This is a genomic window from Sphingomonas sp. P3_C5, assembly GCF_056402635.1.
This window is the reverse complement of record NZ_JBFUHA010000013.1, coordinates 75908-101626: the sequence shown is the minus strand read 5'-3', so window position 1 is coordinate 101626 and position 25719 is coordinate 75908. Positions and strand designations below refer to the sequence as shown.

Annotated in this window: 26 protein-coding genes and 1 tRNA gene; 17 read left to right on the top strand and 10 right to left on the bottom strand. The window is 64.5% G+C overall.

Annotated features, from left to right (window positions below; translation table 11 throughout):
- Positions 1 to 5: 5 nt before the first annotated feature.
- Positions 6 to 1154: an isovaleryl-CoA dehydrogenase gene (locus tag AC1DVS_RS23965; RefSeq protein WP_478027009.1), complete on the bottom strand. Its 1149-nt coding sequence runs from the start codon at positions 1152 to 1154 to the stop codon at positions 6 to 8.
- A gap of 113 nt (positions 1155 to 1267) precedes the next feature.
- Between AC1DVS_RS23965 and AC1DVS_RS23960 the strand changes: the two genes are divergently transcribed.
- On the top strand, positions 1268 to 2725 hold the full coding sequence (locus AC1DVS_RS23960; RefSeq protein WP_478027008.1) for an amino acid permease: 1458 nt from the start codon (positions 1268 to 1270) through the stop codon (positions 2723 to 2725).
- Between the two features lie 219 nt (positions 2726 to 2944).
- Here AC1DVS_RS23960 and AC1DVS_RS23955 read toward each other — a convergent pair whose 3' ends face one another.
- From AC1DVS_RS23955 to AC1DVS_RS23945, 3 genes are all read right to left on the bottom strand, one after another.
- Entirely contained in the window at positions 2945 to 3304 is a 360-nt protein-coding gene (locus tag AC1DVS_RS23955) for a hypothetical protein (protein ID WP_478027007.1), read from the bottom strand.
- Complete coding sequence (gene acnA / locus AC1DVS_RS23950) at positions 3301 to 5973, bottom strand: aconitate hydratase AcnA (RefSeq protein WP_478027006.1); 2673 nt, start codon at positions 5971 to 5973, stop codon at positions 3301 to 3303. The genes AC1DVS_RS23955 and acnA overlap by 4 nt, the downstream gene beginning before the upstream one ends.
- A 149-nt stretch (positions 5974 to 6122) precedes the next feature.
- Positions 6123 to 6596 (bottom strand): helix-turn-helix domain-containing protein, encoded by a 474-nt coding sequence (locus AC1DVS_RS23945; RefSeq protein ID WP_478027005.1) that lies wholly within the window; start codon positions 6594 to 6596, stop codon positions 6123 to 6125.
- Between the two features lie 151 nt (positions 6597 to 6747).
- Here AC1DVS_RS23945 and AC1DVS_RS23940 point away from each other — a divergent pair, with 151 nt between their 5' ends.
- The 6 genes from AC1DVS_RS23940 to AC1DVS_RS23915 all read left to right on the top strand — a co-directional run bounded on the left by AC1DVS_RS23940 (position 6748) and on the right by AC1DVS_RS23915 (position 12058).
- Complete coding sequence (locus AC1DVS_RS23940) at positions 6748 to 6993, top strand: type II toxin-antitoxin system Phd/YefM family antitoxin (protein WP_478027004.1); 246 nt, start codon at positions 6748 to 6750, stop codon at positions 6991 to 6993.
- Positions 6990 to 7376 (top strand): type II toxin-antitoxin system VapC family toxin, encoded by a 387-nt coding sequence (locus AC1DVS_RS23935; protein WP_478027003.1) that lies wholly within the window; start codon positions 6990 to 6992, stop codon positions 7374 to 7376. The genes AC1DVS_RS23940 and AC1DVS_RS23935 overlap by 4 nt, the downstream gene beginning before the upstream one ends.
- Before the next feature lie 404 nt (positions 7377 to 7780).
- Entirely contained in the window at positions 7781 to 9358 is a 1578-nt protein-coding gene (locus tag AC1DVS_RS23930) for a DUF1800 domain-containing protein (RefSeq protein ID WP_478027002.1), read from the top strand.
- Positions 9355 to 10752 (top strand): DUF1501 domain-containing protein, encoded by a 1398-nt coding sequence (locus AC1DVS_RS23925; RefSeq protein ID WP_478027001.1) that lies wholly within the window; start codon positions 9355 to 9357, stop codon positions 10750 to 10752. Before AC1DVS_RS23930 ends, AC1DVS_RS23925 begins: the two co-directional genes overlap by 4 nt.
- 99 nt (positions 10753 to 10851) lie before the next feature.
- On the top strand, positions 10852 to 11505 hold the full coding sequence (locus AC1DVS_RS23920) for a peptidylprolyl isomerase (RefSeq protein ID WP_478027000.1): 654 nt from the start codon (positions 10852 to 10854) through the stop codon (positions 11503 to 11505).
- Between the two features lie 19 nt (positions 11506 to 11524).
- Positions 11525 to 12058 carry a superoxide dismutase family protein gene (locus AC1DVS_RS23915; protein WP_478026999.1) on the top strand — a complete coding sequence of 178 codons (534 nt, stop codon included), beginning with the start codon at positions 11525 to 11527 and terminating at the stop codon, positions 12056 to 12058.
- A 193-nt stretch (positions 12059 to 12251) separates the two neighbouring features.
- Here the strand turns inward: AC1DVS_RS23915 and AC1DVS_RS23910 are convergent, their stop codons facing one another.
- Together AC1DVS_RS23910 and thpR are read right to left on the bottom strand one after the other, a co-directional pair.
- Entirely contained in the window at positions 12252 to 13823 is a 1572-nt protein-coding gene (locus AC1DVS_RS23910) for a spinster family MFS transporter (RefSeq protein WP_478026998.1), read from the bottom strand.
- 84 nt (positions 13824 to 13907) lie between these two features.
- Positions 13908 to 14450, bottom strand: coding sequence for an RNA 2',3'-cyclic phosphodiesterase (gene thpR, locus AC1DVS_RS23905; RefSeq protein WP_478026997.1), 543 nt, complete (start codon positions 14448 to 14450; stop codon positions 13908 to 13910).
- A 188-nt stretch (positions 14451 to 14638) separates the two neighbouring features.
- On the opposite strand from thpR, the gene AC1DVS_RS23900 reads away from it, so the two are divergent.
- The 4 genes from AC1DVS_RS23900 to AC1DVS_RS23885 all read left to right on the top strand — a co-directional run bounded on the left by AC1DVS_RS23900 (position 14639) and on the right by AC1DVS_RS23885 (position 17550).
- A complete protein-coding gene (locus AC1DVS_RS23900; RefSeq protein ID WP_478026996.1) occupies positions 14639 to 15382 on the top strand; it encodes a Bax inhibitor-1/YccA family protein in 744 nt (247 codons plus the stop codon).
- A 96-nt stretch (positions 15383 to 15478) separates the two neighbouring features.
- Positions 15479 to 16261 (top strand): transglutaminase-like domain-containing protein, encoded by a 783-nt coding sequence (locus tag AC1DVS_RS23895; RefSeq protein ID WP_478026995.1) that lies wholly within the window; start codon positions 15479 to 15481, stop codon positions 16259 to 16261.
- A 108-nt stretch (positions 16262 to 16369) separates the two neighbouring features.
- On the top strand, positions 16370 to 16675 hold the full coding sequence (locus AC1DVS_RS23890; protein ID WP_478026994.1) for a hypothetical protein: 306 nt from the start codon (positions 16370 to 16372) through the stop codon (positions 16673 to 16675).
- Between the two features lie 323 nt (positions 16676 to 16998).
- Complete coding sequence (locus AC1DVS_RS23885; protein ID WP_478026993.1) at positions 16999 to 17550, top strand: hypothetical protein; 552 nt, start codon at positions 16999 to 17001, stop codon at positions 17548 to 17550.
- Positions 17551 to 17743: 193 nt separating this feature from the next.
- Here AC1DVS_RS23885 and AC1DVS_RS23880 read toward each other — a convergent pair whose 3' ends face one another.
- The 3 genes from AC1DVS_RS23880 to AC1DVS_RS23870 form a co-directional block, all read right to left on the bottom strand.
- On the bottom strand, positions 17744 to 18466 hold the full coding sequence (locus AC1DVS_RS23880; protein WP_478026992.1) for an extensin-like domain-containing protein: 723 nt from the start codon (positions 18464 to 18466) through the stop codon (positions 17744 to 17746).
- Positions 18466 to 19227 (bottom strand): NUDIX hydrolase, encoded by a 762-nt coding sequence (locus tag AC1DVS_RS23875; protein WP_478026991.1) that lies wholly within the window; start codon positions 19225 to 19227, stop codon positions 18466 to 18468. Before AC1DVS_RS23875 ends, AC1DVS_RS23880 begins: the two co-directional genes overlap by 1 nt.
- Before the next feature lie 69 nt (positions 19228 to 19296).
- Positions 19297 to 19372 (bottom strand) — tRNA-Ala (locus AC1DVS_RS23870).
- 249 nt (positions 19373 to 19621) lie between these two features.
- Between AC1DVS_RS23870 and AC1DVS_RS23865 the strand changes: the two genes are divergently transcribed.
- The 4 genes from AC1DVS_RS23865 (at position 19622) to AC1DVS_RS23850 (ending at position 22540) form a co-directional block, all read left to right on the top strand.
- Positions 19622 to 20710, top strand: coding sequence for a DUF2171 domain-containing protein (locus tag AC1DVS_RS23865; protein ID WP_478026990.1), 1089 nt, complete (start codon positions 19622 to 19624; stop codon positions 20708 to 20710).
- 181 nt (positions 20711 to 20891) lie between these two features.
- Entirely contained in the window at positions 20892 to 21881 is a 990-nt protein-coding gene (locus AC1DVS_RS23860) for an NADP-dependent oxidoreductase (protein ID WP_478026989.1), read from the top strand.
- Between the two features lie 102 nt (positions 21882 to 21983).
- On the top strand, positions 21984 to 22235 hold the full coding sequence (locus AC1DVS_RS23855) for a type II toxin-antitoxin system ParD family antitoxin (protein WP_478026988.1): 252 nt from the start codon (positions 21984 to 21986) through the stop codon (positions 22233 to 22235).
- Positions 22235 to 22540: a type II toxin-antitoxin system RelE/ParE family toxin gene (locus tag AC1DVS_RS23850; RefSeq protein WP_478026987.1), complete on the top strand. Its 306-nt coding sequence runs from the start codon at positions 22235 to 22237 to the stop codon at positions 22538 to 22540. The genes AC1DVS_RS23855 and AC1DVS_RS23850 overlap by 1 nt, the downstream gene beginning before the upstream one ends.
- 63 nt (positions 22541 to 22603) lie before the next feature.
- On the opposite strand, the gene ypfJ is transcribed toward AC1DVS_RS23850, so the two are convergent.
- Complete coding sequence (ypfJ, locus tag AC1DVS_RS23845; protein WP_478026986.1) at positions 22604 to 23527, bottom strand: KPN_02809 family neutral zinc metallopeptidase; 924 nt, start codon at positions 23525 to 23527, stop codon at positions 22604 to 22606.
- A 167-nt stretch (positions 23528 to 23694) separates the two neighbouring features.
- Here ypfJ and AC1DVS_RS23840 point away from each other — a divergent pair, with 167 nt between their 5' ends.
- Complete coding sequence (locus AC1DVS_RS23840; protein ID WP_478026985.1) at positions 23695 to 24849, top strand: patatin-like phospholipase family protein; 1155 nt, start codon at positions 23695 to 23697, stop codon at positions 24847 to 24849.
- Positions 24850 to 24876: 27 nt separating this feature from the next.
- Complete coding sequence (locus AC1DVS_RS23835; RefSeq protein WP_478026984.1) at positions 24877 to 25662, top strand: 3-hydroxybutyrate dehydrogenase; 786 nt, start codon at positions 24877 to 24879, stop codon at positions 25660 to 25662.
- Positions 25663 to 25719 lie beyond the last annotated feature (57 nt).

Genomic DNA, 25719 nt, shown 5'->3' with positions numbered 1-25719 from the left:
GATTATTACGTCCCAATCAATTCCCGGCCGATCAGCATGCGGCGGATCTCATTGGTGCCGGCACCGATGTCGAGCAGCTTGGCGTCGCGCATGAAGCGTTCGACCGGCCAGTCCTTGGTATAGCCAGCGCCGCCGAGCGCCTGGATCGCCTCGAGCGAGACCTTCACCGCATTCTCGCTCGCCAGCAGGATCGCGCCGGCCGCGTCGAAGCGGGTCGTCTTGCCGGCGTCGCAGGCTTTGGCCACGGCATAGACATAGGCGCGGGCCGAGTTGAGCGCGACATACATGTCGGCGACCTTGGCCTGCATCAGCTGGAAGGTGCCGATCGGCTTGCCGAACTGCTTGCGCTCGCGGATATAGGGAATGACCACGTCGAGACAGGCCTGCATGATACCGAGCTGGATGCCGGCGAGCACGGTGCGCTCATAATCGAGCCCCGACATCAGCACGCCGACCCCACCATTGACCGGGCCGATCACATTTTCCTCCGGTACTTCGCAGTCGTTGAAGACCAGCTCGGCGGTGGGCGAGCCGCGCATGCCCATCTTGTCGATCTTCTGGCCGATCGAGAAGCCCGGCATGTCCTTCTCGATCAGGAAGGTGGTGAGGCCGCCGCTGCCCTCCCCGGTCCTGGCATAGACGACCAGCGTGTCGGCATAGGTAGCATTGGTGATCCAGAATTTCGTGCCGTTCAGGACATGGCCCCCTTGCACCTTGTCGGCGCGCAGCTTCATCGAGACGACGTCGGAGCCGGCGCCGGCCTCGGACATGGCGAGGCTGCCGACATGCTCGCCTGAGATCAGCTTGGGGAGATATTTCGCTTTCTGCTCTGCGTTCGCCCAACGGCGGATCTGGTTGACGCAGAGGTTCGAATGCGCGCCGTAGCTGAGGCCGACCGAGGCAGAGGCGCGGCTCACTTCTTCGCAGGCGATGACGTGCTCGAGATAGCCGAGACCAAGGCCGCCAAATTCCTCCTCGACAGTAATGCCGTGCAGGCCGAGCTCACCCATGGCGGGCCAGAGCTCGCGCGGGAACCAGTCCTCGGCATCGATCTTCGCAGCGAGCGGCGCGATCTTGTCGGTGGCAAAGCGCTGTGTCGTCTCGCGGATCATGTCCGCATTCTCGCCCAGCGCGAAATCGAGGGTCATGTCCATGATCGTTTCTCCTGAAACCTGTTGGCCGGGCTGTAGCGCCGTGCAATCGCTCGCGCCAGCATTGCGCCCGCGCTCCGAAGCGGCCTAGGTTGAATAAAAATCCGGGGACGAGAATGCGCAGCCTGTTCAGATTGAAGACGATCGTTCGCGCCGAGGATCAGCCCGAGCATCATCGGATGGCGCGGACCTTGTCCTGGCCACATCTGGTGGCGATGGGCGTGGGTGCGATCGTCGGTACCGGTATCCTGACGCTGATCGGCGTCGGCGCGGACCGGGCCGGGCCGGCGGTGTTGCTGAGCTTCGCCGTTGCCGGGGCGATCTGCGCTTGCGCGGCGCTTTGCTATGCCGAGATGGCGACGATGATCCCGGCCTCGGGCAGCGCCTATACCTATAGCTATGCGACGCTTGGCGAGATCTTCGCCTGGGTGGTGGGGTGGAGCCTGATCCTCGAATATTCGCTGGTGGTGTCGACCGTCGCGGTTGGCTGGTCGGGCTATGCGGCGGGGTTCCTGAAGGGGCTTGGGGCGGACCTGCCCGACGCGCTGACGCATGGGCCGTCGCTCGTCGGCAGCATGGCGAACCACGACCTTCATCTTGCCAATCCCGGCATCAATGTGCCGGCCATCGTGATCATCGCGATCGTCGCCGGGCTGTTGATGCTGGGCACCCGGGAGAGCGCGCGGCTGAACACGGCGCTGGTGGTGTTGAAGATCGCGACGCTGACGCTGTTCGTCGCGGTCGCACTGCCGCATTTTGATCCGGCCAATCTCCATCCCTTCGCACCGAGCGGCTATGGCAGCCTGGCTGACGATCACGGCGTGAAATATGGCGTGATGGGCGCGGCGGCGATCATCTTCTTCGCCTTTTACGGCTTCGACGCGATCTCGACCGCGGCTGAGGAAGCGAAAAATCCGGAGCGCGATCTTGCCATCGGGATCGTCGGATCGATGGTCGCCTGCACGGTGATCTACATTATCGTCGCGGCGGCGGCGGTGGGGGCCGTGCACTACACTGTCTTCTCGAAGAGCGCCGAACCGCTGGCTTTGATCCTGCGCTCGCTCGGCAGCGGCGGGGTGGCGACGGTGGTTGCCGCCGCGGCGGCGATTGCACTGCCGACGGTGCTGCTGGCGTTCCTCTATGGCCAGAGCCGCATCTTCCTGGTGATGGCGCGCGACGGCTTCCTGCCGGAGTCTCTGGCGAAGATCTCGACGCGGGGGACGCCGGCGCGGATCACTGCGGTGACGGCGGTGTTCGTCGCGATCCTTGCCGGGCTGTTGCCGCTCGATGTGATCGCCTCGCTGGCCAATGCGGGGACCTTGTGCGCGTTCGTCGCGGTGGCGGCCTGCGTGCTGGTGCTGCGGCGGCGCAGTCCGGGTGCGACGCGGCCGTTCCGTACCCCATTCGCCTGGGTGGTGGCGCCGGCGGCTATCCTGGGGTGCTGCTATCTGTTCATGAGCCTGCAGCGCGTTACGCAGATCTCGTTCCTGTTGTGGAACGGGTTCGGGTTGCTGGTGTATTTCCTCTACGCGCGGGCGCGGGCGCGGGCGGTCGAAGGGCGCCCCAATCCCTGAGCCGTCATGCCGGACTTGTTCCGGCATCCATGTGGCCGCGAGCGCTGCGCGTGAGTAACCCGGGCCTGGGCCAAGAGGAGCCATGGACCCCGGAACCAGTCCGGGGTGACGGTAGATTGACGCGGAAAGGCTGAGTCCAGTCACACCATGGTTCTCCCATGAATGCGGGAGTGGTTGAATCAGGCACCGGCCTTGCTAGCCGATCGGGCTAGCCCGGCTTTATTGCGGGCAGACCAGTTGCAGCAGTGCCATGCCTGGTGCGTCGTCGAGCGGGTGGGTCGGCCTCTGCCCCGGCTCGAACGTCTCGGTCCTGACCGTTTTGCCGTCCTTGACGAGATCGATGCGGCGAATTTCGAAGGATTTCGCGGCGCAGCCGAGCGCTGCCTCGGTGAAGGCATCGCCGGGGGCCTCCGGGTCGACCAGCTTCAGCCGGAGGATACGGAGCGGGCCTTCGTTCCGGATATTGGCCATGTCGACCAGCACTGCCTTGTCGCCGCTGGTACTAAAAGACCGCCAATCCGCCGGGGCTGGAGCGGCGGCGAGCATCGCGAGAGCGAGGAACGCCGCCGCGGCGCTCAAGCCGCCAGGTTCCGCAGCACGTATTGAAGAATGCCGCCGTGGAGGAAATATTCCAGCTCGTTGACGGTATCGATCCGGCAGCGGGTCAGGAACTTCTCGGTCTTGCCGTCGGCGCGGGTGAGGATCACCTCGACATCCTGGCGCGGGCGGATGTCGGCCACGTGCTGGATGGTGAAGCTTTCCGAGCCATCGAGGCCGAGCGTCTCGCGGGTGACGCCGTCTGCGAACTGCAGCGGGAGCACGCCCATGCCGACCAGGTTCGAGCGGTGGATGCGCTCGAAGCTCTCGGTGATGACCGCGCGCACGCCGAGCAGGTTGGTGCCCTTGGCCGCCCAGTCGCGCGACGAGCCGGTGCCATATTCCTTGCCGGCGATGACCACGAGCGGCGTGCCGTCGGCCTTGAAGCGCATCGCGGCGTCGTAGATCGGCATGATCTCGCCTTCATACTTCGACATTCCGCCTTCGACGCCGGGGACCATCTCGTTCTTGATGCGGATATTGGCGAAGGTGCCGCGCATCATCACGTCATGGTTGCCGCGGCGCGCGCCATAGCTGTTGAAGTCGAGCCGGCTGACCTGATGCTCCATCAGGAACTTGCCCGCCGGGCTGTCCGCCTTGATGCTGCCGGCGGGAGAGATGTGATCGGTGGTGATCGAATCGCCGAGGATCGCGAGCGGCCTGGCTTCGATGATGTCCATCACCGGTGCCGGGGTCATGGTCATGCCCTCGAAATAGGGCGGGTTGGCGACATAGGTGGAGCCGGCGCGCCAGGTATAGGTGTCCGAACCCTCGACCTCGATGCCGCGCCATTTCTCGTCGCCGGCATAGACATTGCCGTAGCGGGCGCGGAACATGGAATCGTCGATGTTCGCGGCCATGACTTCGGCGATCTCGGCATTGGATGGCCAGATGTCCTTGAGGAACACGTCCTCGCCGTCCGAACCCTTGCCGAGCGGGGTCTCGACCATATCCTCAGTCACCGTGCCCTTGATCGCATAAGCGACGACGAGCGGCGGCGAGGCGAGGAAGTTGGCGCGCACGTCAGGCGAGACGCGGCCTTCGAAGTTGCGGTTGCCCGAGAGCACCGAGGCGGCGACGATGTCATTCTCGTTGATCGCGGCGGAAAGCTCGGGCGCGAGCGGGCCTGAATTGCCGATGCAGGTGGTGCAGCCATAGCCGACCAGATTGAAGCCGAGGGCGTTGAGATCCTCGGTCAGTCCGGCCTTGTTGAGATAGTCGGTGACGACCTGCGAGCCGGGGGCGAGCGATGTCTTGACCCAGGGCTTGGCAGTCAGCCCCTTGGCTCGCGCCTTGCGGGCGACGAGGCCGGCGGCGACCAGCACCGAGGGGTTCGAGGTGTTGGTACAGCTGGTGATCGCGGCAATGACCACGTCGCCGTCGCCGATATCGTCGGGGCGGCCTTCGACGGCCGCGCGGGCCGGCTGCTCCTTCTTGTAGACCTTGAAGAGGTCGCCGTTGAAGACCTCATCGACCTTGTTGAGCGAGACGCGGTCCTGCGGGCGCTTCGGGCCGGCGAGGCTCGCGGTGACGGTGCCCATGTCGAGCTCGAGCGTATCGGTGAACACCGGATCGGGGCTGTTCACGTCATGCCACAGGCCCTGCGCCTTGCAGTAAGCCTCGACCAACGCGACCATCTCATCGGGGCGGCCAGTGAGCTTCATGTAATCGATCGTCTTGGCATCGATCGGGAAGAAGCCGCAGGTCGCGCCATATTCGGGTGCCATATTGGCGATGGTCGCGCGGTCGGCGAGCGTCATGGTGTCGAGGCCTGGGCCGTAGAACTCAACGAAGCGGCCGACAACGCCCTTGGCGCGGAGCATCTGGGTGACGGTCAGCACGAGATCGGTGGCGGTGATGCCCTCGCTCATCGCGCCGGTCAGCTTGAAGCCGACGACTTCGGGGATCAGCATCGAGACCGGCTGGCCGAGCATCGCTGCCTCAGCCTCGATCCCGCCGACGCCCCAGCCGAGCACGCCCAGGCCATTGATCATCGTGGTGTGGCTGTCAGTGCCGACCAGCGTATCGGGATAGGCGATCGCCTTGCCGTCGGGCGCGACCGAGTCCCACACGCCGTGGCCGATATATTCGAGGTTCACCTGGTGGCAGATGCCGGTGCCGGGAGGGACGACCTGGAAATTGTCGAGCGCCTTCGAGCCCCATTTCAGGAACTCGTAGCGCTCGAAGTTGCGCTGATATTCGAGATCGACGTTGTCGGTGAAGGCCTTGGGGGTGCCGAACTCGTCGACCATCACCGAGTGATCGATGACGAGATGGACCGGCACCAGCGGGTTGATCTTGGCAGCATCGCCGCCGAGCTTGGTGATCGCGTCGCGCATCGCGGCGAGATCGACCACGCAGGGGACGCCGGTAAAATCCTGCATCAGCACGCGCGCGGGGCGATACTGGATCTCGCGGTCCGAACGCTTCTCCTGCTGCCAGTCGATGATCGCCTTGACGTCCTCGGTGGTGACGGTCTTGCCGTCCTCGAAGCGGAGCATGTTCTCGAGCAGCACCTTCATCGAGAAGGGGAGTCGCGAGATGTCGCCATATTTCTCGGCCGCGGCGGCGAGCGAATAATAGTCATAGGACTTCGCGCCGACCTTCAAGGTGGCGCGGGTGGAGAGCGTGTCCTGGCCGATTGCGGTCATGGCGGAGCGGGTCCTTCCTGATGTGGCCCGTGCGGCGCGGCGGGGAGGCGGCTGAGAAGCCGCGCGGGCGCACCGATAAGGCGAATGCGTGAGTCGCGGGGGGCCTTAGCAAGGGGTGTGGGGTTGGGGAAGGGTGCGGTTTCAGCGCTTCAGCCACGGCCTTCGAGGCGCTCACGTTCCCTGCCGGCTTCCACGCGAGCCTGGGCTTTGGCGAAGGCTTCGGCGAAACTGCCATTCTCGGGCTCTTCGCGCCGTTCGCTCCATTCCTTTGGCCGGCGAAAGCGGAGCCAGTGTTGCGCAGCGCGAACGTCAGGGATTACCTGAACAGGATAGGGCACCAGTACCGCTGCCTTGGCGCCGGCGGGCATGAATACCCTGACTGCCTCATATTCGAAGCCGACCGCGCGCCGGTGGAGCGCCTGCTCGACCTGGTTGTCGCAGATCTGCTTTCCCTCGGTGACGGCGTCGGCAAAGTCGGGATGGTCCTGACGCCAGCGATAGAAGGTCGTGGTGCCGATCTCGAAGAAATCGGCGACCTGGCTATCGGTCACGCCGAGCCGGCAGAGCTTGCGCGCCTGCTCGGCATATTCGGGCTTGTAGAGTGTGGGTCGTCCTGCGGTCATGAAGCGGTTGATAGGTGGGCTGGGCCTGGAGTTGAATCAAACCGCGCGCAATGTTGGATAATTTCGGTAGACTGTATGGGAGGCCTCTCCGGGCCGCTTGCAGGAGAGCGGCAAGTGAACTAAGTTTACTTAGTCTAGTCCGGAGAATGTGATGCTGACAGTAAATATCCATGATGCGAAGACGCGGCTGTCCAAGCTTATCGAGATGGCGGTGAACGGTGAGCCGTTCGTGATCGCCAAGGCGGGCAAGCCGATGGTGAAGGTGACGGCGATCGATGCGCCGGAGCCGGCGGCGAAGCGCCGGATCGGATCGCTGAAGGGCAAGATCAACGTGCCGGACGACTTCGATACGATGGGCCAGGAGGAGATCGAGCGCATGTTCTATGGCGACGAATGAAGCTCCTGCTCGACACGCATTTATTGTTATGGGCTCTGGAAGATTCACCGCGCTTGTCGGCTGCGGCCCGTGCGCTGATTGAGGAGGAGGAGAATATCCTCCTGTTCAGCGCGATCAGCATGGCCGAGGTCGCCATAAAAAACGCGTTGCGGCGCCCCGACTTCGAGATCGATCCACATATTGTGCGTCGCACGCTGATTGACGATGGCTATCTGGAATTGCCGCTGACTAGCGCCCATGCTGTCGCGGTCGCTGGTCTGCCGCCGATCCACAAGGACCCGTTCGACAGGCTGTTGGTGGCGCAGGCGATGATCGAAGGGATCACGCTGATCACCGAGGATGCGGTGGTGGGACAATATGCGGGGCCGGTGCGGCTGGTTTGACGCTCTCGCGTCACTTCAGTCATTTCTGCGACTCAATTCGATGTGGCGAAGCGCCGCCGCCTTAAGGCGCGATGCGGGTTCGCGCGGATTCAGCATTGCTTTCGCAAAGGCACGACTCTCGCGCGCAGTCAGGTGGACCTGCGGGTGCTTGTTTTGTGCTGGGCTTGTCGCTGCCGTTCGAGGGGCCATTGGTTCCATCCTTGTTGCACCGCTTATTCCTCGACAGTGCAGATCCTCGTAACCGATCGACTTTTGGGGATCGAGTGAATTGAGCGGGCCTGGTCCGGGTCCACCTCGTCACTTCGGCAGGGGCGATCGTTCCGCGTCAGACACCGTCGCGAGCGGTCGCTTGACCCGTCGCCGCGCGTGGGGCCTACTCTCCGAGGGAGAGGGTCGATGACATAATGGAACCGATATCGGAGACCGAAGCCGCACGCTTCCTGCTGCGTGCGCAATTTGGCACGTCGGAGGCAGAGATCGCCGCGGTGCGTGCGCAGGGCTATGACGCCTGGCTCGAGGCGCAATTCGCGACCCCGCGCGGTCAGTCGGGAATCGACTGGCTCGACGCGCACGGCCACAATGCGGTCACCAAGGATGCGAAATATTTCGATCCGACCCCGGGCAATTACATGATCTGGAACCAGCTGATCGGCCAGCCCGATCAGATGCGCCAGCGCTGCGCCTTCGCGCTCTCCCAGTTCACCGTCGTCTCGCTCAATCCGATCGACGGTTTCTGGCCACCCTATATGCTCGCCGGCTGGTGGGACGTGCTGCTGGAGGGTGCGTTCGGCAATTTCCGCGACTTGCTCGAGCGGGTTACGCTCAACCCCGCGATGGGCATGTACCTCAACACCAAAGGCAATCTGAAGGAAGACCTCAAGACCGGCCGCCAGCCCGACGAGAATTACGCGCGCGAAGTGATGCAGCTCTTCACCATCGGCCTCTACGAGCTCAACCCGGACGGGACCGACAAGAAGGGCGCGGACGGCAAGCCGATCGAGACCTATGGCCAGGACGACGTCATGAACCTGGCGCGAGTCTTCACTGGTTACGATCACAATATGGACCGGGTGAAACACCAGAGCGTCGCGTGGCAGAACTATCCGGTGGTCAGCCACGAATTTTGCGTCGATCCGATGAAGCTCGATCCCAGGAAGCATTCGCAGCTCGAGGTGAGGTTCCTCGGCCTGACGATCCCCGCCGACACGCCGGGCCCGGATGCGCTCAAGCTGGCGCTCGACCATCTCTTCGCGCACCCCAATGTCGGCCCCTTCTTCGCGCGCCAGATGATCCAGCGGATGGTGGCGAGCAATCCGAGCCCGGCCTATGTCGGGCGAGTCGCCGCTGCGTTCAACGACAATGGCAAGGGCGTGCGTGGCGATCTGAAGGCCGTGTGGCGCGCGGTGCTGACCGATCCCGAGGCGCTTGATCCGCCCGCCAATCCGCTTGGGGGCAAGCTGCGCGAGCCGGTGCTTCGCCTGCTCGGCTGGGCGCGCAGCTGCGGCGTGCATTCGGACAATGGCGCCTATGAGATCTACAGTACCGAGCGCGCCGACGAGGGGTTGGGCCAGATGCCGCTCAAATCGCCGTCGGTGTTCAACTTCTACCGCCCCGGCTACGGGCCGCCGCACACCGAGATCGCCAAGGCAGGCCTGGTGGCGCCCGAATTCCAGATCGAGACCGAGACCAGCCTCGCGGGGTATATCAACTTCCTGCAATGGTTGCTTCGTTGGGGTTATAAGGACGTCAAGCCGACCTATGTCTCGCTACGCGCAATCGCGCACGATCCGCCCGCTATGGTCTCCTGGCTCAATTTGCACCTCAGCGGCAACCAGCTCTCGGACGGCACCTGCGCGCTGATCGCCGCGGCATTGGCGAGCAAGACCGTGACCGCCGCCTCGTCCGATTCGGACAAGCTCGACATGATCGCCGCCGCCTGCCTGCTCGTGATGAGCGCCCCCGAATATCTGGTGCAGAAATGACCAACATCATCACCGAGCCCGTTAGCCGCCGGACGATGCTTCGCCGCGCCTCGCAGCTCGGCTTCATGGGCGCCGCGGCCCCGCTCGCGATCAATCTCGCGGGGGCAGCGGAAGCGGCGGCGCACGGCGCGAACGACTATCGCGCGCTGGTGTGCATCTTCCTCTACGGCGGCAACGATCACGGCAACACGCTGATCCCGTGCGATCCGATCAACTATAGCCGCTATTCGGCCATCCGCGGCCAGGTGGGCATCCTGAGAAAATATCTGAGCCCCTTGAAGACGCTGGCGCCGCAGACCCTGACCGACGACCTCCAATATTCCTTCCCGCCCTATGCGCCGCGGCTCAAGCTGCTGTTCGAGAGCGGCAAGCTCGCCGCACAACTGAACGTCGGGCCGCTGATCACGCCGCTGACACTCCAGCAGTATAACAGCTCGAACCGGGCGCTCTATCCGCTGCCGCCCAAGCTCTTCTCGCACAACGATCAGCAATCGGTGTGGCAAGCGCTGGGGAGCGAGGGCTCGACCATCGGCTGGGGCGGACGGATGGGCGATCTGGCGATGGCCGGGAACGGCCATGCCCTGCTCACCTGCATTTCGGCGGCCGGCAATGCGGTGTTTGTTTCGGGCGAGAACGCGCTGCAATACCAGATCAGCCCGTCGGGCGCGATCGCGGTCAAGGCGATCCAGGGACTGCCCTATGGCTCGCCCGCGATCAGCGAGGCGCTCCACCAGTTGATCACCCGGCCGAGCGAGCACAAGCTCGAGAATGAGCTGGCGATCCTCGCGCGGCGATCGATCAAGATGGAGGGCGTGGTCAACACCGCACTCGCCAAGGTCGACATCAAGACGTCGTTCGATCAGCTTTCAGGCGCCAACCCGCTCGCCGACCAGCTCAAGATCGTCGCCCGGCTGATCGGCGCGCGGAAAGAACTGGGATCGAAGCGCCAGGTGTTCTTCGTCACTCTGGACGGGTTCGACCATCACTCTGGCTTGTCCGAGAAGCATGTCGATCTGATCAAGAAGCTCGACGAGGCAATCGCGGCTTTCTACGTCGCCACGGTCGAGCTGGGCGTGCAGCGCGACGTGACCGCCTTCACCGCCTCGGACTTTGGGCGCACCCTCGTCAACAATGGCGACGGATCGGATCACGGCTGGGGCAGCCATCACTTCATCATGGGCGGCGCGGTGAAGGGCGGCAAATTCTACGGCACCGCCCCGCACGTCTCGGTCGATACGGATGATCAGGTTGGCCAGGGCCGGCTGCTGCCGAGCACTTCGGTCGATCAATATGCAGCGACGCTCGCCCGCTGGTTCGGCGTGCCCGACCGCGAGATGGCGACGGTGCTACCCAATATCGGCAATTTCTCGACCCGCAATATGGGGTTCGTCTGAGAGGAGCGGCGCTTCACGTCTGCCTCAGCCGGCGGGCGCTTGCGCGTGCGGCTGCCAGCCTTTAGCCCGACATCATCGTTCCTGCCGGAGCCCAAGCCGATGCGCCCCTTTCTCCTCTCCTTCCTCGCGCTCATGGCGTTTGCCTCCGCTGCGCCGGCAGCCGCCAAGATGGCGCCCCAGGCGGGCCTCGTCCGGGTCCGCCTCGTCACCTCGGAAGGCGCGATCGTGATCGCGCTCGATGCGCGTCACGCTCCGCTGACCACGGCGAACTTCCTTGCCTATGTCGATGACGGCCGGCTCGACGGCACCAATTTCTATCGCGCCTCGCGCACCAAGGGCGCGCCGAAACTGGGTTTCATCCAGGGCGGAGTGGGCACTGATGTGCGGCGCTTCCTGCCGCCCGTACCGCTCGAGCCGACGAGCAAGACCGGAATTCGCCATGTCGAGGGGACGATCTCGATGGCGCATGGCGACAATCCCAATTCGGCGACCTGCAACTTCACGATCAGCACGGCCGCGGAGCCGAGCCTCGACGCCAAGGGAAAATATCCCGGTTATGCCGCCTTTGGCCATGTCATCTCGGGAATGGATGTGGTGCGCCGTATCCTCGCCTTGCCATCGGGTGGCGGCACTGGCGCGATGCGCGGGCAGATCCTCGTCCGTCCCGTCAAGATCGTCAGCGCGCAGCGGCTCGACGGCGTCGCCAAACCGACGGGCCGCATCAAGCCATGGCTGCCCGGATTGGGTCTGTAACACCAGATTGGAGAATGACATGCGGATCCTGGGTGTTGGAATTGCGGCGGCCCTCGGCCTTGGGCTGGGGGCCTGCCATGATGACATGGCGGTCGGTGCGCCCTTAGCGAATGGCGCGCGAGCGGTGGCGGTGCTGCACAATGCCGACGGGGCGGAAGTCGGGCGCGCGACCGCGACCGAGGTCGCCGGCGGCCTGCGCTTCACGATCGACGCGAAGACGCTGCCGCACGGCACGCACGGCGCGCATGTCCATACAATTGGCCAGTGCACTGGCCCGGATTTCGCCAGCGCGGGCGGGCACTGGAACCCGACCGGCATGAAGCACGGGGCGATGAACCCGCAGGGGCCGCATGAGGGTGACCTGCCCAACCTGATTATCGGCACCGACGGGCGGGGGACGGTTGGGGTCACTATTCCGGGTGCGACGATGGCCGGGTTGCTCGATCCGGATGGGTCGGCGTTGGTGGTGCATGCCAATCAGGACGATCTGACGACTGATCCCTCGGGGAATAGCGGGCCGCGAATTGCCTGCGGGGTTTTTGCGGCGGGGTAGAGTGATCTCAAGCCCCTCCCCTTCAGGGGAGGGGTTAGGGGTGGGGCAGGGTCGGGCGAGGCTCGATGCCTCGCTCGACACTTCGATCTTGGCGATAGAGTCCTTTTGAGCGCGCAGACGCGCGCCCCCACCCCTAAACCCCTCCCCTTAAGGGGAGGGGCTGATCAAGCTTTCGAATTCAACCTTGAGACGCTCAGATCGCCTCGCCCGCTTCCCGCGCCCATAGCTCGCGATTGGCTTCGGCTTTCGGCACTAGCCGGTATGCCGCGACCCCTGCGGCGATGGTGATCGGCGCCGCCAGTAGCAGCGACAGGACGCCGGTCGACAGGCTGCCGGTCAGCGTCGAGATGCGGCCGGCGAGATAGGGCCCCATGGCGAGGCCGAGCAGGGTTGTGCCGATGAAGAAGGCGCCGGTCGCGGTGCCGCGCATCCGAGGGAGGACGAGATCCTGGATCGTCGCGCCGGCTGCTCCAAGCGACATGCTCGCCGTAACCGACGCGACCAGCAGCGAGCTGACAAAGACGGTCACGTTGAGGCTGAGAAAGGCGATCACGACGAACGGAATCGGCACGGTTGCGCCGAACAAGATCATGATGATCCGCCCGGCGGGATTGTTTCGCCGCAACCGGTCCGCGAGCACGCCGCCCAGATTGACGCCGAGGAATCCGCCAAGTGCGAGCGTGCCGCCGATCCAGCCGCCAGCACTCGCGATCGGCACATGCAGGATGCGCATCGCGAACGGCGCGGCCCAAAGGCTGACCGCGTAACTGACGAACGCGTTGAGGCCGTAAGCGACGACAACGCACAGCAGGGCCGGGTTGCCGACGATCAGCCGCCATGCCGGCGGGTCGCGGCGCTTGAGCGCGTTTGCCCAGGAGAAGACGGCATAGACGCCGAGCCCGATCGCCGACCATTGCGGCCAGGGTTCGCCGAGATGGATCAGGCCGAATACCACCGCGACGACGAGGGCGAGTGCGAGCAGATTGACGGCCAGCGCTTTCACCCCGCCACGTGCAGCGCCGATCAGCGTGAGCGGCGGCACGATCGTGACGAGATCCTCCAGAAAGGCGCGAAAGGGTGCAGGATGCGGGGCGGGTGGGGCCAGCCCTTCGGAGGCGCCGCGTGCCGGCTCACGGAGAGTCGCGATCCACAGGGCAATGACGATCCCCGGCAGCCCGACCGCGAGGAACGCGGCCTGCCAGCCATGCAGGCCGAATGGCCCACCCTGGGGCCAGGTCTGGTTCCAGCGGTGGACGATGGTGCCTGCGATGAAGAGCGAGAGGCCGCCGCCGACATAAAGGCCGGACGAATAGATGGCGAGCGCGGTCGCGCGCAGCTTTTGGGGGAAATAGTCGGAGATCAGCGAATAGGCGGACGGGCTTGCGGTCGCCTCGCCAATGCCCACCCCGATCCGTGCGCCGACCAGCATGCCGCCGGTCCGGGCCAGGCCCGACAGGGCGGTCATCCCCGACCAGAGCGCAAGCCCGACCGACATCAGCCTGACGCGGTGCCAGTTGTCGGCGAGGCGGCCGAGCGGGATGCCGAACAGCGCATAGAAAACGCCGAACGCAGTGCCGTAGAGGAAGCCGATCTCCTCATCCTTCAGCCCGAGATCGCGCTTCAGATCCTCGGCGAGGATCGAGATGATCTGGCGATCGACGAAATTGAGGATGTAGACGAGGAACAATATGCCGAGCACGTACCAGGCATAAGGCGCTGCACGGGCTTGGGCACGAGCCGGCATGTCGGCGGCTGTGGTGGCCATGATCGCTCCCCTGTTTCGTTTGCCGGTTATCGGTCTGGGCCGAGGCTAGCAGAGCATACCGGGAATACGAAAGCGCTTTTCGCGTCAGGCGAGCGGCCAGCGTTCGACCACCTCGTACCGCGCGCCTTCGCCGCCGAGATGACTTTCGAACAATGTCATGTGCTCGATGCGGAAGGTCGGACTTGAGAGGCCGGCATGGGCGGCCCGCCAAAGCTCGATCTCCGGGCCGATACCGGCATTGCGGCTGAGCCGGGCCAAAGTGAGATGCGGGAGATAGGCGCGGCCCTCCGGCTCGAGGCCGAGGCGAACCAGCGCATGATCGACCTTGCGGTGGAGCGCGGTGAGCGCGTCGTGCGGCGTCACGCCGGCCCAGAGTGCATCGGTGCGACTCTTGTGCTCGAAGCCGCCGACCCCGGACAGCGCGATCTCGATCGGCGCCGCATGGACGTGGCCGAGCGCGAGGACGACATCCTCCGCCACGCGGCGATCGACCGGGCCGATATAGCGGACGGTCAGATGGATCTGCTCATCATCCTGCCAGCGGGCGTGCGGCACACCGTCCATGGTTGCGGCGAGGGCGGCGCGGATGGGCGGCGGCGGACGCAGGGCGACGAACAGACGGTGCATCGCGCCGACTCTATCGCGGTGATTTTTCCTGTCATCCCCGCAGCGTTCTTGCCGAGTGAAAAGGGAAGGGAAGAAAAGGTGTATTGACCCTTTACGACACCTCATGCCGGATTCGCTTGAAAAGCCCCGCGCGAACGCCGATATTCCGATTATCCGGCATGATGCCGGGTCAAAGGAGCTTTTTCGCAATGGCTAACTGGTCCGACCCACGCTCAGGCGCGACGCGGTTCGCGACTGCATCGGGCACCCGCTCCGAAGCATTCGACGCGGGTCTCCGCAGCTATATGCTGTCGGTATATAATTACATGTTCTCGGCCATCCTGCTGACCGGTCTGGTCGCGATGGCCTTCTCGTGGGGCGGCGTGAACTCTCCCGCCGCGCACATCTTCATGGCCGGCGGTCCGCTGGTCTGGCTGATCAAGCTGTCGCCGCTCGCCTTCGTGTTCGGCATGAGCTTCGGCGGTGCGCGAATGTCGTCGGGAGCGCTGCAGGCGATGTTCTGGGGCTTCGCGGTGGCGATGGGCCTGTCGCTGTCGACGATCTTCCTCGTCTATACCGGCACTTCGATCGCCCAGGCCTTTTTCGCGACGGCCGCGTCGTTCGCGGGCCTCAGCCTTTATGGCTACACCACCAAGCGGGATCTGTCGGCGTTCGGCACCTTCCTGATCATGGGCCTGGTTGGCCTGATCGTGGCCATGGTGCTCAACCTGTTCTTCCAGTCGGGCCCGCTCGCCCTGGTGATCAGCTTTGTCGGCGTCCTGATCTTCGCTGGACTCACCGCTTATGACACGCAGCAGACCAAGAGCCTTTATGCCCAGGTCGCCGGCACTGGTGCCGAGCAGCATGTGGTGATCATGTCGGCGCTGAATCTGTATCTCGACTTCATCAACATGTTCCTGTTCATCCTGCGCCTGTTCGGCAACCGGAACTAGAACGCAGTCTGATCACTTCGAAGAGAGGCCCGGCGGGGAAACCTGCCGGGCCTTTTTCATTTCCGGGACTGGTATCGCCCCCCGACAGGACTCATCATGCGCCTCGCGATCGACGTCACGCTCGACTATTGGATCGCTGAGGCCTGCGATGTGCTGCTGCTCGTCGAGGCCGCGGCGATGGCCGACCAGCGGCTCGAACGTCAGACTCTGCACGTCTATTGCCCCGAACCGCTGCGCGCTGTGGCGGGCGAGCAGGGCATCGGCCAGCGTACCTGGGCGCGGGGCGAAGGGTCGTTCCGTGTCGAATATCAGGCAGTGGTCGCGATCGATCGCGCGGCCGTCGAGCTCGGCGCTCTGGCGGCAACGCCGGTCCGCATGCTCCCCGCCGAGACGGTGCAGTATCTGCTCCCAAGCCGCTATTGTGAATCCGACCGGTTCGAGGGCTTTCTCGAACAGGAGTTTGCGGGGCTCGAGGGCGGAGCGCTGGCGGAGGCGCTGCGCGACTGGGTGCACAGGCATCTTTCCTATGAGGCGGGCGCGAGCAGCGGCGTCACCACCGCGCTGATGACCTTTGCCGAGCGCCGGGGCGTGTGCCGCGATTACGCGCATCTGCTGGTGGCACTGGCGCGGGCGGGGGGCATTCCGGCGCGCTGCGTCTCGGCTTATGCGCCGGGCGTCGATCCGCCCGATTTTCACGCAGTCGCCGAATTATGGCTCGAGGGTGCGTGGCGGCTGATCGACGCCACGCGCATGGCCTTGCCGGCGGAACTGGCGAGAGTCGCTGTGGGACGCGACGCGACCGACATCGCCTTCATGACCGTGTTCGGGCGCGCGGTGATGAACGAACAGCGGGTTTCTGTGCGGCGGCTCGACGGCTGAGGCGTCGGCGCGGCCGCCCGACAGATTAAGTGCTCCATCGGACGGGGCGACAGGAACATGCGAGGTGAGTCGGTCGTTTGATCATCGTAACAGCCAAGGAGAGTGGCGATGACCGATACCCAGATGATCGACCAGAAAGCGGCCGACAGTCTCTCGGTGGCGCCAGGCGACCCGGAAGAGAATCAGGCAATTCACCATCCGCGCCAGGAAGCCGGCCAGGACGCGTCGATTGCCGAGCGGCTGGAGCGCAACCCGGAGAGCAAGGAAGCGCGACTCGACGCGGCGCTCGACGAATCGATGGACGCGTCAGACCCGCCTTCTTCGACTCAGCCGGTGCACAATCATGAGCCGCCGGAATCCTCAGGCTATGATGCCGAGGAAGAAGCGCGGCTGAAGGACGAGAAACAAGGCTGAGCGACCGCGCCGTCGGCTGAAATCGGGCGGGATAAGCCCGTTGGTCGTGGCTGCCAGCACGCGCGCCGCTCCGAAACCGATGCTGGCGGGGCGCCTCGCTCACCGCGAGATTGTGACGAGGCTCATCCGAAAGGATAGTTGCGCAACTACCTCATTTTCTATTCAAATGCGCAAGTGGACTCAGTTCGTCGCAACGCGTGTTGCAACGCAGCACGAACTGTGATGCCATGCTGAATGCCGGACGACGCGGTGTTAAGGGTGCTGTTAACCATCTGAGCGCATCATCGTAGCCGGTTCCACGAATGCGGGGTGGGGTAACGGTTATGGGTGCACGGATGAAGCCGGCCAATGGCGCGATGACCTTGGCTGAAATGAAGGAATTCGCAGGGTTCAGCTCAGCGACGCAGCGCTATGTTCGCCGCTCGCTCGACATCGGTCTCGATCGCGACGACGCGATGAGCCGCTGGTCGCGCGACGTGGTGGAGGCAGCGAGCATCCGGGCCCAGGCACGGCTCTACGCCCGCCTCCCCGATATTCGCGGGATGATCCCCGATGACAGCGGGCTCGACGCGATCGAACCGTTCCTGGCGCCGCTGACGACGGTTTCCGCCTTCGATCTGGGGCAGGGGCGGCTCACCACCTTCTCCGCTTATCGCTTCCTTTATGAGCGGCTGATCGGTGCCGAGATCCGGCCCTGGCTCCCGGCGGCTTTCTGCGCGGCGGCGGCGTTGCCGCATCTCCACCCGGATCTGCGCCGCAAATTGCTGCAGTCGATCAGCGAAGCGGCTGCGACCGCCTCGGGCTGGTCGAACCGCCAGCCGGCGTTTTTCCCGAAATGGGTTGAGAAGGTCGAGGCGACCGCGCTGCCGAATTGAGGTGATCGAGCCTTCCCTGATCCTTCTCCCTTTTGGGAGAAGGAGGGAGGAGTGCAGCGACGGAAGGATGAGGGGAGTGAGGGTCGGCAAAGCGTGACCCTAGAGAAGAGTCCCCCTCACCCTTCCCATCATTACGCGATGGGCCCCTTCCCTCACCCTCAGGGGGAGAGGGAGAAAGAGAGACACTTCCCCGCTATCTGCAAGCCCGCCAGCCGAACTCGCCACGCGCCGCCTGGTCGAGGTGGAGGTGGTTCCAGTGTGCTGCATTGTAGTCGGGTGACAGGGTGGTCGCGAACAGTTTGCAGGCGCCGTTTCGCGTCTCGTGCAGGAAAGTCGCCGCGGGCCCATTGCCCTTCCAGTCGTCGGCGATCGTGATGCGCTTGCCATTGGCGAGGCGGAAGCCCGCGATATCGATCGCGTCGGCGGTGGCGTGTTCGCTCCAGATTTTTTCTCCGGCGATGCGGCGGCAATTATAGCTGCCATAATGCTCGATCGCGACGACCGGGCTGCCCAGCAGCCGGCGTGCGGCGGGCTGGACGATGTTCCATTCCCACACTGACAGCCCGGCAGCGACGGGGCAGGCCATGCCGACATCCGCTGGCGCATAGGAGGCGCGGCGCGATCCGCCGGGCGCGAAACGGATGCCGTCAGAATAGCCGCAGGCGCCGGCATGGACCTCGGGCAATATGACGTAGCGCACGCCCGCCTTGTCGAGCAGCGCCCGGCATTTCGGGAAATCCTGGGTGAGGCCGGCGAGCTTGCGGCCAGTGAAGACGCCGATCGGTTCGCCCAGATCGAGCTGAGTCCAGGGCAGGTCCTGCGGCCGGCCGCGCAGCATCGCGAACGCCATCAGGCCCAGCGCAAGAAGGATCGCAGCGATCGTCGCCCCGCCGATCGCCCGACGCAGTGCGCGCATCAGCCGCGCATCGCGCTCGTGATCGGCTCCGACGTGACGGGATAGCCGAGATCGTCGGGGATGCAGAGATGGGTGGCCCCGCCGCGTTCCTCGATCCAGGGCGTGACGGTGCGGATCGGGTGGCGCGCGGTGTCGGTCACGGCTTCGTCGAAATCGGCGAAACGGGCGAGGCGTTCGAGGTTGCGCCGCGTCGGGAAGATGATGTGCACCCGGCCCGCATCGGCGTCGTCGAGCACGCCCTGCGCGGTCGACCAGAAGACGCGGACATTTTCGGTATCGTCGACGACGGGATCGGGCGCGTGCGCGGGCAGGCGGGCGAGATAGAAGCGCGTATCGAAGATCCGCATATGCGCATGCGCGGGCAGCCAGCGGGCGAAGGGGACGAGGGGGCCGGGGTCGAGCGCGAGGCCTGCATCGTGCAGCGCCGCGCCGAGCGACGTGCCGGCGTGGAGCGCGGCGCGCAGGGTGGTGAGCGTGTCCGTATTCGGTATCGGCGTGAGGCCGATCGGCAGGCCGACTTCCTCGATCGTTTCGCGGATCGCGGCGATGCGCGCCGCGATATCGTCGGGATCGCCTGGGTAGGTCAGCGCAAGCGCATGATCGCCGGGGTCGATCCGCCCGCCGGGAAAAACCAGCGCGCCGCCGGCGAACACCATCGCCTTGGCGCGTTCGACGAACAGCAGCTCCGGCGCGCCGCTGGTCTCGCGGAACAGGACGAGCGTGGCGGCGGGGATCGGGTCCGAAGGCGCGGCGTCAGTCATTGAGCCGGTGTAGGGTCAGGCCTCTGGCTTGTCATTCCCGCATGGGAGGAAGCGATGATCCGGCAGGTCTGGTGGAGCTGAGGGGAATCGAACCCCTGACCTCTGCAGTGCGATTGCAGCGCTCTCCCATCTGAGCTACAGCCCCGCTCCACCTCGGCCAATGGTGTTCAGGCCGAAGAGCGAAGCCTCTAGCGAGCCTTTTCGGGCGATGCAACCGGCTCCCTGCCAGCGCTGAAACTTCGTCTGCGGCCAAGCGCGCCGGGCACAGGGCGAGATATCGCTACGTCTCCGTAACTATCGGAACAAACACGGCTTTCGACCTTTATTGTCGGACGAGCGGGCGCGCAACCGCGCCGCCTGTCGCAGCACGACAAAATGTCAGGAGAAGGCAATCATGGGCTATGAACGCTATCCCCGGGATTCCCGGCTCGGCGACTATTATAGCGACCGCGATCGGATCGATTACGACCAGGATTATGGATCGGGCCGTGCCTACAGCTATTCGAGCGCGCGCCAATATCAGGCAGCCGGTATGCTGGGCCAGAACCGCGACCGTGAGCGCAGTTACGGGCGCGATTATGGGTCTCGAGACTATGGCGGCTCGCGTGACTATGAGGGCTCGCGTGATTATGGGCCGCGCGAATATGGAAATGCCGGTTATGCCGAGCGCGAGCAGTTTAATCTGAACCGTGGCTCGGGCCGCMGCCGCTATGTCCGCGATAATGGCTTCCAGGGAAGCTATGGGTCCGGCGGGCAGCGCTTCACGGAAACCGACGACCGTTACGGTGGGCGCGAGGACGCTCGCGACGATGGACGCGGATATCGGCAGCGCGATCGCGAAGGCGGCTATGGCGGGCAGCCGCGCGGCTATGACTATCAGGATCGCGACTTCTTCTCGCGCGCCGGCGACGAGGTCCGCTCCTGGTTCGGCGACGAAGAGGCGGAGCGCCGCCGCGAGATGGACGCGCGCTATGACGATCGCTTCAGCGTAGGCTCCCGACATGATGACGATTATCACAGCTGGCGGCGTTCGCAGATCGACGCGCTCGACCGCGATTATGACGAATATCGCCGCGAGAATCGGTCGAAGTTCGAGAATGAATTCTCCAGCTGGCGCAACGAACGCCAGACTCAGCGCGGGTCACTCTCCAGGGTGACCGAGCATATGGAAGTGGTCGGATCAGACGGCGAGCATGTCGGCACCGTCGACAAGGTCCGCGGCGACCGCATCCTGCTGACCAAGGGCGACAGCGACGCCGGCGGGCGCCATCATTCGATTCCGTCGCGCTGGATCGAGTCGGTCGACGACAAGGTGAAGATCCGCAAGACCGCCGAGGAGGCCAAGACGCATTGGCGCGACGAGGAACGCAATGGCGCCTTCTTCAACGAGGATGGCAGCCACCGCGCCGATAGCCAGGATGCGAGCGGGGACGATTCGAGCGGCCCGCACATCCTCAACAGGAGTTTCTCGGGCACCTATTGAGCGTTCACGAGATCCTCTCTCTTCGGAGAGGGGCTGGCGGCGGGATGAGCGCCATTTCTCCCTTTTGATGTTCTCCCGCCGTCGCAATCCCTCCCCGCTCGCCGGGGAGGGATTTTTGCGTTGCCAATCGCAACGCTTCCGGCGTACCTGATCTTCGAAAACACGAAGAGGAGGATGCCTTATGGCCCGCGCCTGGAGCTTGAAATCACGTCCGGATGGCATGCCGTTGACCGGCGATTTCGAGATGATCGACCTGCCGGACACGCCGCTCGCCGAGGGTGAGGTGCGGATCGCCAACCAATGGCTGTCGGTCGACCCCTATATGCGCGGGCGGATGAACGACGTGAAAAGCTATGCGCCGCCGTTCCAGCTCGGCGAGGCGATGCAGGGCGGTGCGATCGGCGAGGTGATCGAGAGCCGGGCACCTGGCCTCGCGGTCGGCGATATGGTCCAGCACATGTTTGGTTGGCGCGACGAGGCGGTGGTGCCGGCCGCGTTCGTGCAGAAGCTGCCCGCGCTTGGCGTGCCGCCCCAGGCCTTTCTCGGCCAGCTCGGCATGCCAGGGATGACGGCCTATTTCGGGTTGCTGACGGTCGCCGAGGCGAAGGAGGGTGAAACGGTATTCGTCTCCGCCGCTGCGGGTGCGGTGGGATCGACCGTTATCCAGATCGCCAAGGCGCGGGGTATGATTGTGATCGGCTCAGCCGGCGGCAGCGGCAAATGCGACTGGTGCCGGTCGCTCGGGGCCGATGTGATGATCGACTACAAGAAGGACGGGTCGTTGGCGAAGAAGCTGCATGACGCGGCGCCGCAGGGGATCGACGTCTATTTCGACAATGTCGGGGGCGAGCATTTTGACGCGGCACTGGCGGTGGCGAACGTGCATGCGCGCTTTGCGATCTGCGGGATGATCGACGCCTATAATTCAGGCCAGCCGACCGAGCTGCGCTATCTGTTGCGCGTCATCTCGGCGCGGATCCGCATCCAGGGCTTTCTGGTCAGCGACTATATGGCGCAGGCGGCGGACTTCTACCGCGAGATGGGCGCGCTGCTCCAGGCCGGCAAATTGCAGAGCGAGGAGACTGTGTTCGAGGGCCTCGACGCGATGCCCGAGGCGTTTCTCGGGCTCTTCTCGGGCGGGAACAAAGGCAAGATGCTGGTGAAAATCTGACGTAGGGGTGTCGTTCGCCTCCTTCGAGTCAATAACAATAATTGCGCAATTGATGTTATTGTCGCAGAAGCATCTTCGTTCATTCCTTCCTGGAAGATAGCTATGAATGTATCCATTGGAGAGCGGTGGGAAGGCTTCGTCGACGCCATTCTGAAAACCGGACGTTACGGGTCAGCCAGCGAGGTGGTGCGTGAAGGGCTGCGCCTGGTGGAAGAACGCGAGGCCAAGCTGCAAGCGCTACGCGACACGCTCAATGCGTCGATCGAACGCGGTGGTGCGCATAGCGATAAGGATGTGGGCGCGTATGTGAATGCCGCGCTCGATGCCTGGGAAAATACCAAGCAGACCCAGTGATGCGCCGGTTACGATATTCCGACGCGGCGAAGACGAATTTGGCAGAGATCGGCGTGTATCTCGCTGAACAGAGCGGAAACCGCCTGGTCGCGGTGGAATTCATTGAGCGCCTGCGCCGCAAGTACGCGCAGCTTGCCTCGCTTCCCGGTATCCTGGGCACTGCTCGCCCGGAGCTGCGGCCGGACATACGCAGCACGCCATTCGGGAACTATGTCATCTTTTTCCGCTATGGCGACGGCCTGGTCGAGATCGTCAATGTGCTGGGAAGCCACCGCGATGTCGATACCTATTACACCGATGCATAGGCATTGGCGCACCCGGCCAGTGCTTGCACGGGCCGATGATGAAAGATCAGGCTCCCGTAAGGCTCAGATCGCCCCCGAAAACGTGTCGCATTGGGCCGGGTCGCCGCTGTCGATGCCGCGCTTGAGCCATGCTGCCCGTTCAGCCGATGTCCCGTGGGTGAAGCTGTCGGGCACCACACGGCCCTGCGCTTCCTGCTGCAGCGTGTCGTCGCCGATCGCGTGGGCAGCCGTCATGCCTTCTTCGAGATCGCCCGGGTCCATCCGGTTGCGATTCTGCGCGGCCCAGACACCGGCATAACAATCGGCCTGGAGTTCGAGCCGCACCGAGAGCTTATTGCCTTCGGTCTTGCTTGCACGCGCCATCTGCCGCTGGACCCGGTCCGAGGTGCCGAGCAGATTCTGGATATGATGGCCGAATTCATGCGCGATCACATAGTCCTGCGCGAAATCGCCCTTGGCGCCGAAGCGGCTGGCGAGCTCGCCGAAGAATTCGGTGTCGAGATAGATGCCCTGGTCCTGCGGACAGTAGAAGGGGCCCATCGCGCTCTGCGCGGCGCCGCAGCCCGACTGGCCCTCGCCGCCGAAGAAAACCAGCTTGGGCTGGACGAAACGCTCGCCGCTCTTCTGGAAGATCGCCGCCCAGGTCTTGTCGGCCGAGCTGAAGGCATTGCACGCCGATTTGCTCGAGGCGTCGATATTGCAGCTCGACGTGGCATCGGTGCCGCCCGCCTGACGCGGGCCGGCCTGCTCGGTCGGTGCGGAAAGCTGGCTGCCGCCGCCCAGCATGTTCAGCCCGCCGCCAAACACAGCGAACAGGATGAGCACCACCGCCACGCCACCGCAGCCGAAGCGGCTGAAGACAAGCGGGAGCAGGCCGAACAACAGTCCGCCGCCGCCACCGCCACCGCCGAAACCTCCAAAACCGCTGCCGCCCCTGCCGCGCTGATCCTCGACATTGATGTTGGGATCGAAATCGTCGAGCCGCATGGGTGTTTCCCGAAGGTTCGTTGCTGGTACGGCATGAATGCGCGGGCGGCCTCGTTGTTGCAAGGACGTTGCAAATCGGTGGCGGCGGGTGGTGAATCCCGAGCGTGACGGGGAATTCATCAAACGGCCGTTGATCCGGCCGCCCGCCCGGCGCATGGGCCGAAACGATGGCCGATACCGATCCGATGCCGAAACGCCGCCGCCGCGCAGAGGCACTGCCGCTCCCCGATATTGTCGCGCTCGTCTTGCAAGGCGGCGGTGCGCTGGGCAGTTATCAGGCAGGGGTGATCGAGGGCCTGGCATCGAGTGGAATCGAGATCGACTGGGTCGCCGGCATTTCGATCGGCGCTGTCAACGCAGCAATCGTCGCTGGCAATCCGCCGCACAAGCGAGTCGAGATGCTCGGCGCATTCTGGGACATGGTGAGTGGATCGCTGCCGAGTTTCCCGATCTTCCCCAATGACCAGGTCCGCGAATGGCTGCACGAATGGTCGGCGAATTTCGTGATGGCAACCGGCGTGCCCGGCTTTTTCTCGCCCCGCGCCGTTTCGCCGATGTTCGCGACGCCGGGTACGCCGGCTGCGCTCAGCTTCTATGATTCAGCGCCGCTGAAGGAGACGCTCGACGCGCTGATCGACTGGGATTTGCTGAACAACGGTCCGGTGCGGCTGTCAGTCGGCGCAGTCGATATCGAGAGCGGCAACTTCACCTATTTCGACACCACCGAGACGCGGATCGACGCGCGGCACATCATGGCCTCGGGCGCGCTGCCGCCCGGCCTGCCGCCGATCGAGATCGACGGAAAATATTGGTGGGATGGCGGCCTCGTCTCGAACACCCCGCTGACTCATGTGCTCGATCATCAGCAAGGCGAACTGCTCGCCTTTCAGATCGACCTGTTCCCGGCCGCCGCCGAGCTGCCGCGGACGATCATGGATGTCGCCGCGCGCGAGAAGGAGATCCGCTTTTCCAGCCGGTCGCGCCAGGTATCCGATCAGGTCATGCGGTTGCGGCACGACCGCGAGCTTGCGCGCAAGGTGCTCGCCAAGCTGCCCGAAAGCTTGCGCAACGACCCCGACGTGCTGGCGCTCGCCGAGCGCTCTCGCGAGGAGCCGGTCAGTCTCGTCCACCTGATCTACCGCGCCAATGCCTGGGAGGGCGGATCGCGCGACTTCGAATTTTCCGCGAGAACGATGCGCGAGCATTGGCGCGCCGGCCAGGAAGCGGTCGCCGAGACGATGGCGAACGCGCGGCTGGTCGCGGCGAATATCGAGACCGGGAAAAGCGCAGCGTTCGACCTGACGGTGCGATCGATCCCCTGATTCTTCAACCTGACATGGAGACCCCCGATGTTCCTCAAGGGCAAGAGCGCGATCATCACTGGTTCCACCTCGGGCATTGGCCTTGCCTATGCCAAGGTCCTCGCCGCTGAAGGCGCCAGCGTCGTCATCAACGGCTTTGGCGATGCGGCCGCGATCGAGAAGGAGCGCGCCGCGCTCGAGGCGACCAGCGGCGCCCGGGCTTTGTACGATGCCGCCGACATGACTGACCCGGCCGCGATCGCCGCGATGGTCAAGCGCTGCCATGACGAGCTTGGCGGCCCCGACATCATCATCAACAATGCCGGCATCCAGCATGTCGCGCCTATCGAGGATTTCCCGGCCGACAAGTTCGAGGCGATCATCAAGATCAATCTCACCTCGGCCTGGTACATGATGCAGGCGGCGGTGCCTTATATGAAGGCGACGAAATGGGGCCGGATCATCTCGACCGCCTCGGCACACTCGCTGGTCGCGAGCCCGAACAAGAGCGCCTATGTCATGGCCAAGCACGGCATCGCCGGCCTCACCAAGACGATCGCGCTCGAGACTGCCGCGGATCATATCACGGTGAACTGCATCTCGCCGGGCTATGTCTGGACACCTCTGGTCGAAGGCCAGATCCCCGATACCATGAAGGCCCGGGGAATGACGCGCGAGCAGGTGCTGAACGACGTGCTGCTCGCGGCGCAGCCCACCAAGGAGTTCGTGACCTCCGAACAGGTCGCCGCTCTCGCGCTTTTCCTGTGCCGGGACGAGGCCGCCGCCATCACCGGCGCCAACCTCTCGATGGATGGAGGCTGGACCGCCGCCTGACGCGCTTGGCAAGCCCGGCGCGGCGTGGTTAGCTGGCGCTGGAAAAGAAAGAACCGG

Coding starts and splice junctions, on each gene's coding strand:
- AC1DVS_RS23940 (WP_478027004.1), top strand. CDS start 6,748: ATGCTGACAGTAAATATCCATGATGCGAAGACGCGGCTGTCCAAGCTT.
- AC1DVS_RS23930 (WP_478027002.1), top strand. CDS start 7,781: ATGGAACCGATATCGGAGACCGAAGCCGCACGCTTCCTGCTGCGTGCG.
- AC1DVS_RS23860 (WP_478026989.1), top strand. CDS start 20,892: ATGGCCCGCGCCTGGAGCTTGAAATCACGTCCGGATGGCATGCCGTTG.
- AC1DVS_RS23945 (WP_478027005.1), bottom strand. CDS start 6,596: ATGACCGCAGGACGACCCACACTCTACAAGCCCGAATATGCCGAGCAG.
- AC1DVS_RS23875 (WP_478026991.1), bottom strand. CDS start 19,227: ATGACTGACGCCGCGCCTTCGGACCCGATCCCCGCCGCCACGCTCGTC.
- thpR (WP_478026997.1), bottom strand. CDS start 14,450: ATGCACCGTCTGTTCGTCGCCCTGCGTCCGCCGCCGCCCATCCGCGCC.
- acnA (WP_478027006.1), bottom strand. CDS start 5,973: ATGACCGCAATCGGCCAGGACACGCTCTCCACCCGCGCCACCTTGAAG.
- AC1DVS_RS23925 (WP_478027001.1), top strand. CDS start 9,355: ATGACCAACATCATCACCGAGCCCGTTAGCCGCCGGACGATGCTTCGC.
- AC1DVS_RS23920 (WP_478027000.1), top strand. CDS start 10,852: ATGCGCCCCTTTCTCCTCTCCTTCCTCGCGCTCATGGCGTTTGCCTCC.
- AC1DVS_RS23835 (WP_478026984.1), top strand. CDS start 24,877: ATGTTCCTCAAGGGCAAGAGCGCGATCATCACTGGTTCCACCTCGGGC.
- AC1DVS_RS23850 (WP_478026987.1), top strand. CDS start 22,235: ATGCGCCGGTTACGATATTCCGACGCGGCGAAGACGAATTTGGCAGAG.
- AC1DVS_RS23890 (WP_478026994.1), top strand. CDS start 16,370: ATGACCGATACCCAGATGATCGACCAGAAAGCGGCCGACAGTCTCTCG.
- AC1DVS_RS23880 (WP_478026992.1), bottom strand. CDS start 18,466: ATGCGCGCACTGCGTCGGGCGATCGGCGGGGCGACGATCGCTGCGATC.
- AC1DVS_RS23900 (WP_478026996.1), top strand. CDS start 14,639: ATGGCTAACTGGTCCGACCCACGCTCAGGCGCGACGCGGTTCGCGACT.
- ypfJ (WP_478026986.1), bottom strand. CDS start 23,527: ATGCGGCTCGACGATTTCGATCCCAACATCAATGTCGAGGATCAGCGC.
- AC1DVS_RS23895 (WP_478026995.1), top strand. CDS start 15,479: ATGCGCCTCGCGATCGACGTCACGCTCGACTATTGGATCGCTGAGGCC.
- AC1DVS_RS23965 (WP_478027009.1), bottom strand. CDS start 1,154: ATGGACATGACCCTCGATTTCGCGCTGGGCGAGAATGCGGACATGATC.
- AC1DVS_RS23935 (WP_478027003.1), top strand. CDS start 6,990: ATGAAGCTCCTGCTCGACACGCATTTATTGTTATGGGCTCTGGAAGAT.
- AC1DVS_RS23915 (WP_478026999.1), top strand. CDS start 11,525: ATGCGGATCCTGGGTGTTGGAATTGCGGCGGCCCTCGGCCTTGGGCTG.
- AC1DVS_RS23840 (WP_478026985.1), top strand. CDS start 23,695: ATGGCCGATACCGATCCGATGCCGAAACGCCGCCGCCGCGCAGAGGCA.
- AC1DVS_RS23960 (WP_478027008.1), top strand. CDS start 1,268: ATGCGCAGCCTGTTCAGATTGAAGACGATCGTTCGCGCCGAGGATCAG.
- AC1DVS_RS23855 (WP_478026988.1), top strand. CDS start 21,984: ATGAATGTATCCATTGGAGAGCGGTGGGAAGGCTTCGTCGACGCCATT.
- AC1DVS_RS23910 (WP_478026998.1), bottom strand. CDS start 13,823: ATGGCCACCACAGCCGCCGACATGCCGGCTCGTGCCCAAGCCCGTGCA.
- AC1DVS_RS23885 (WP_478026993.1), top strand. CDS start 16,999: ATGGGTGCACGGATGAAGCCGGCCAATGGCGCGATGACCTTGGCTGAA.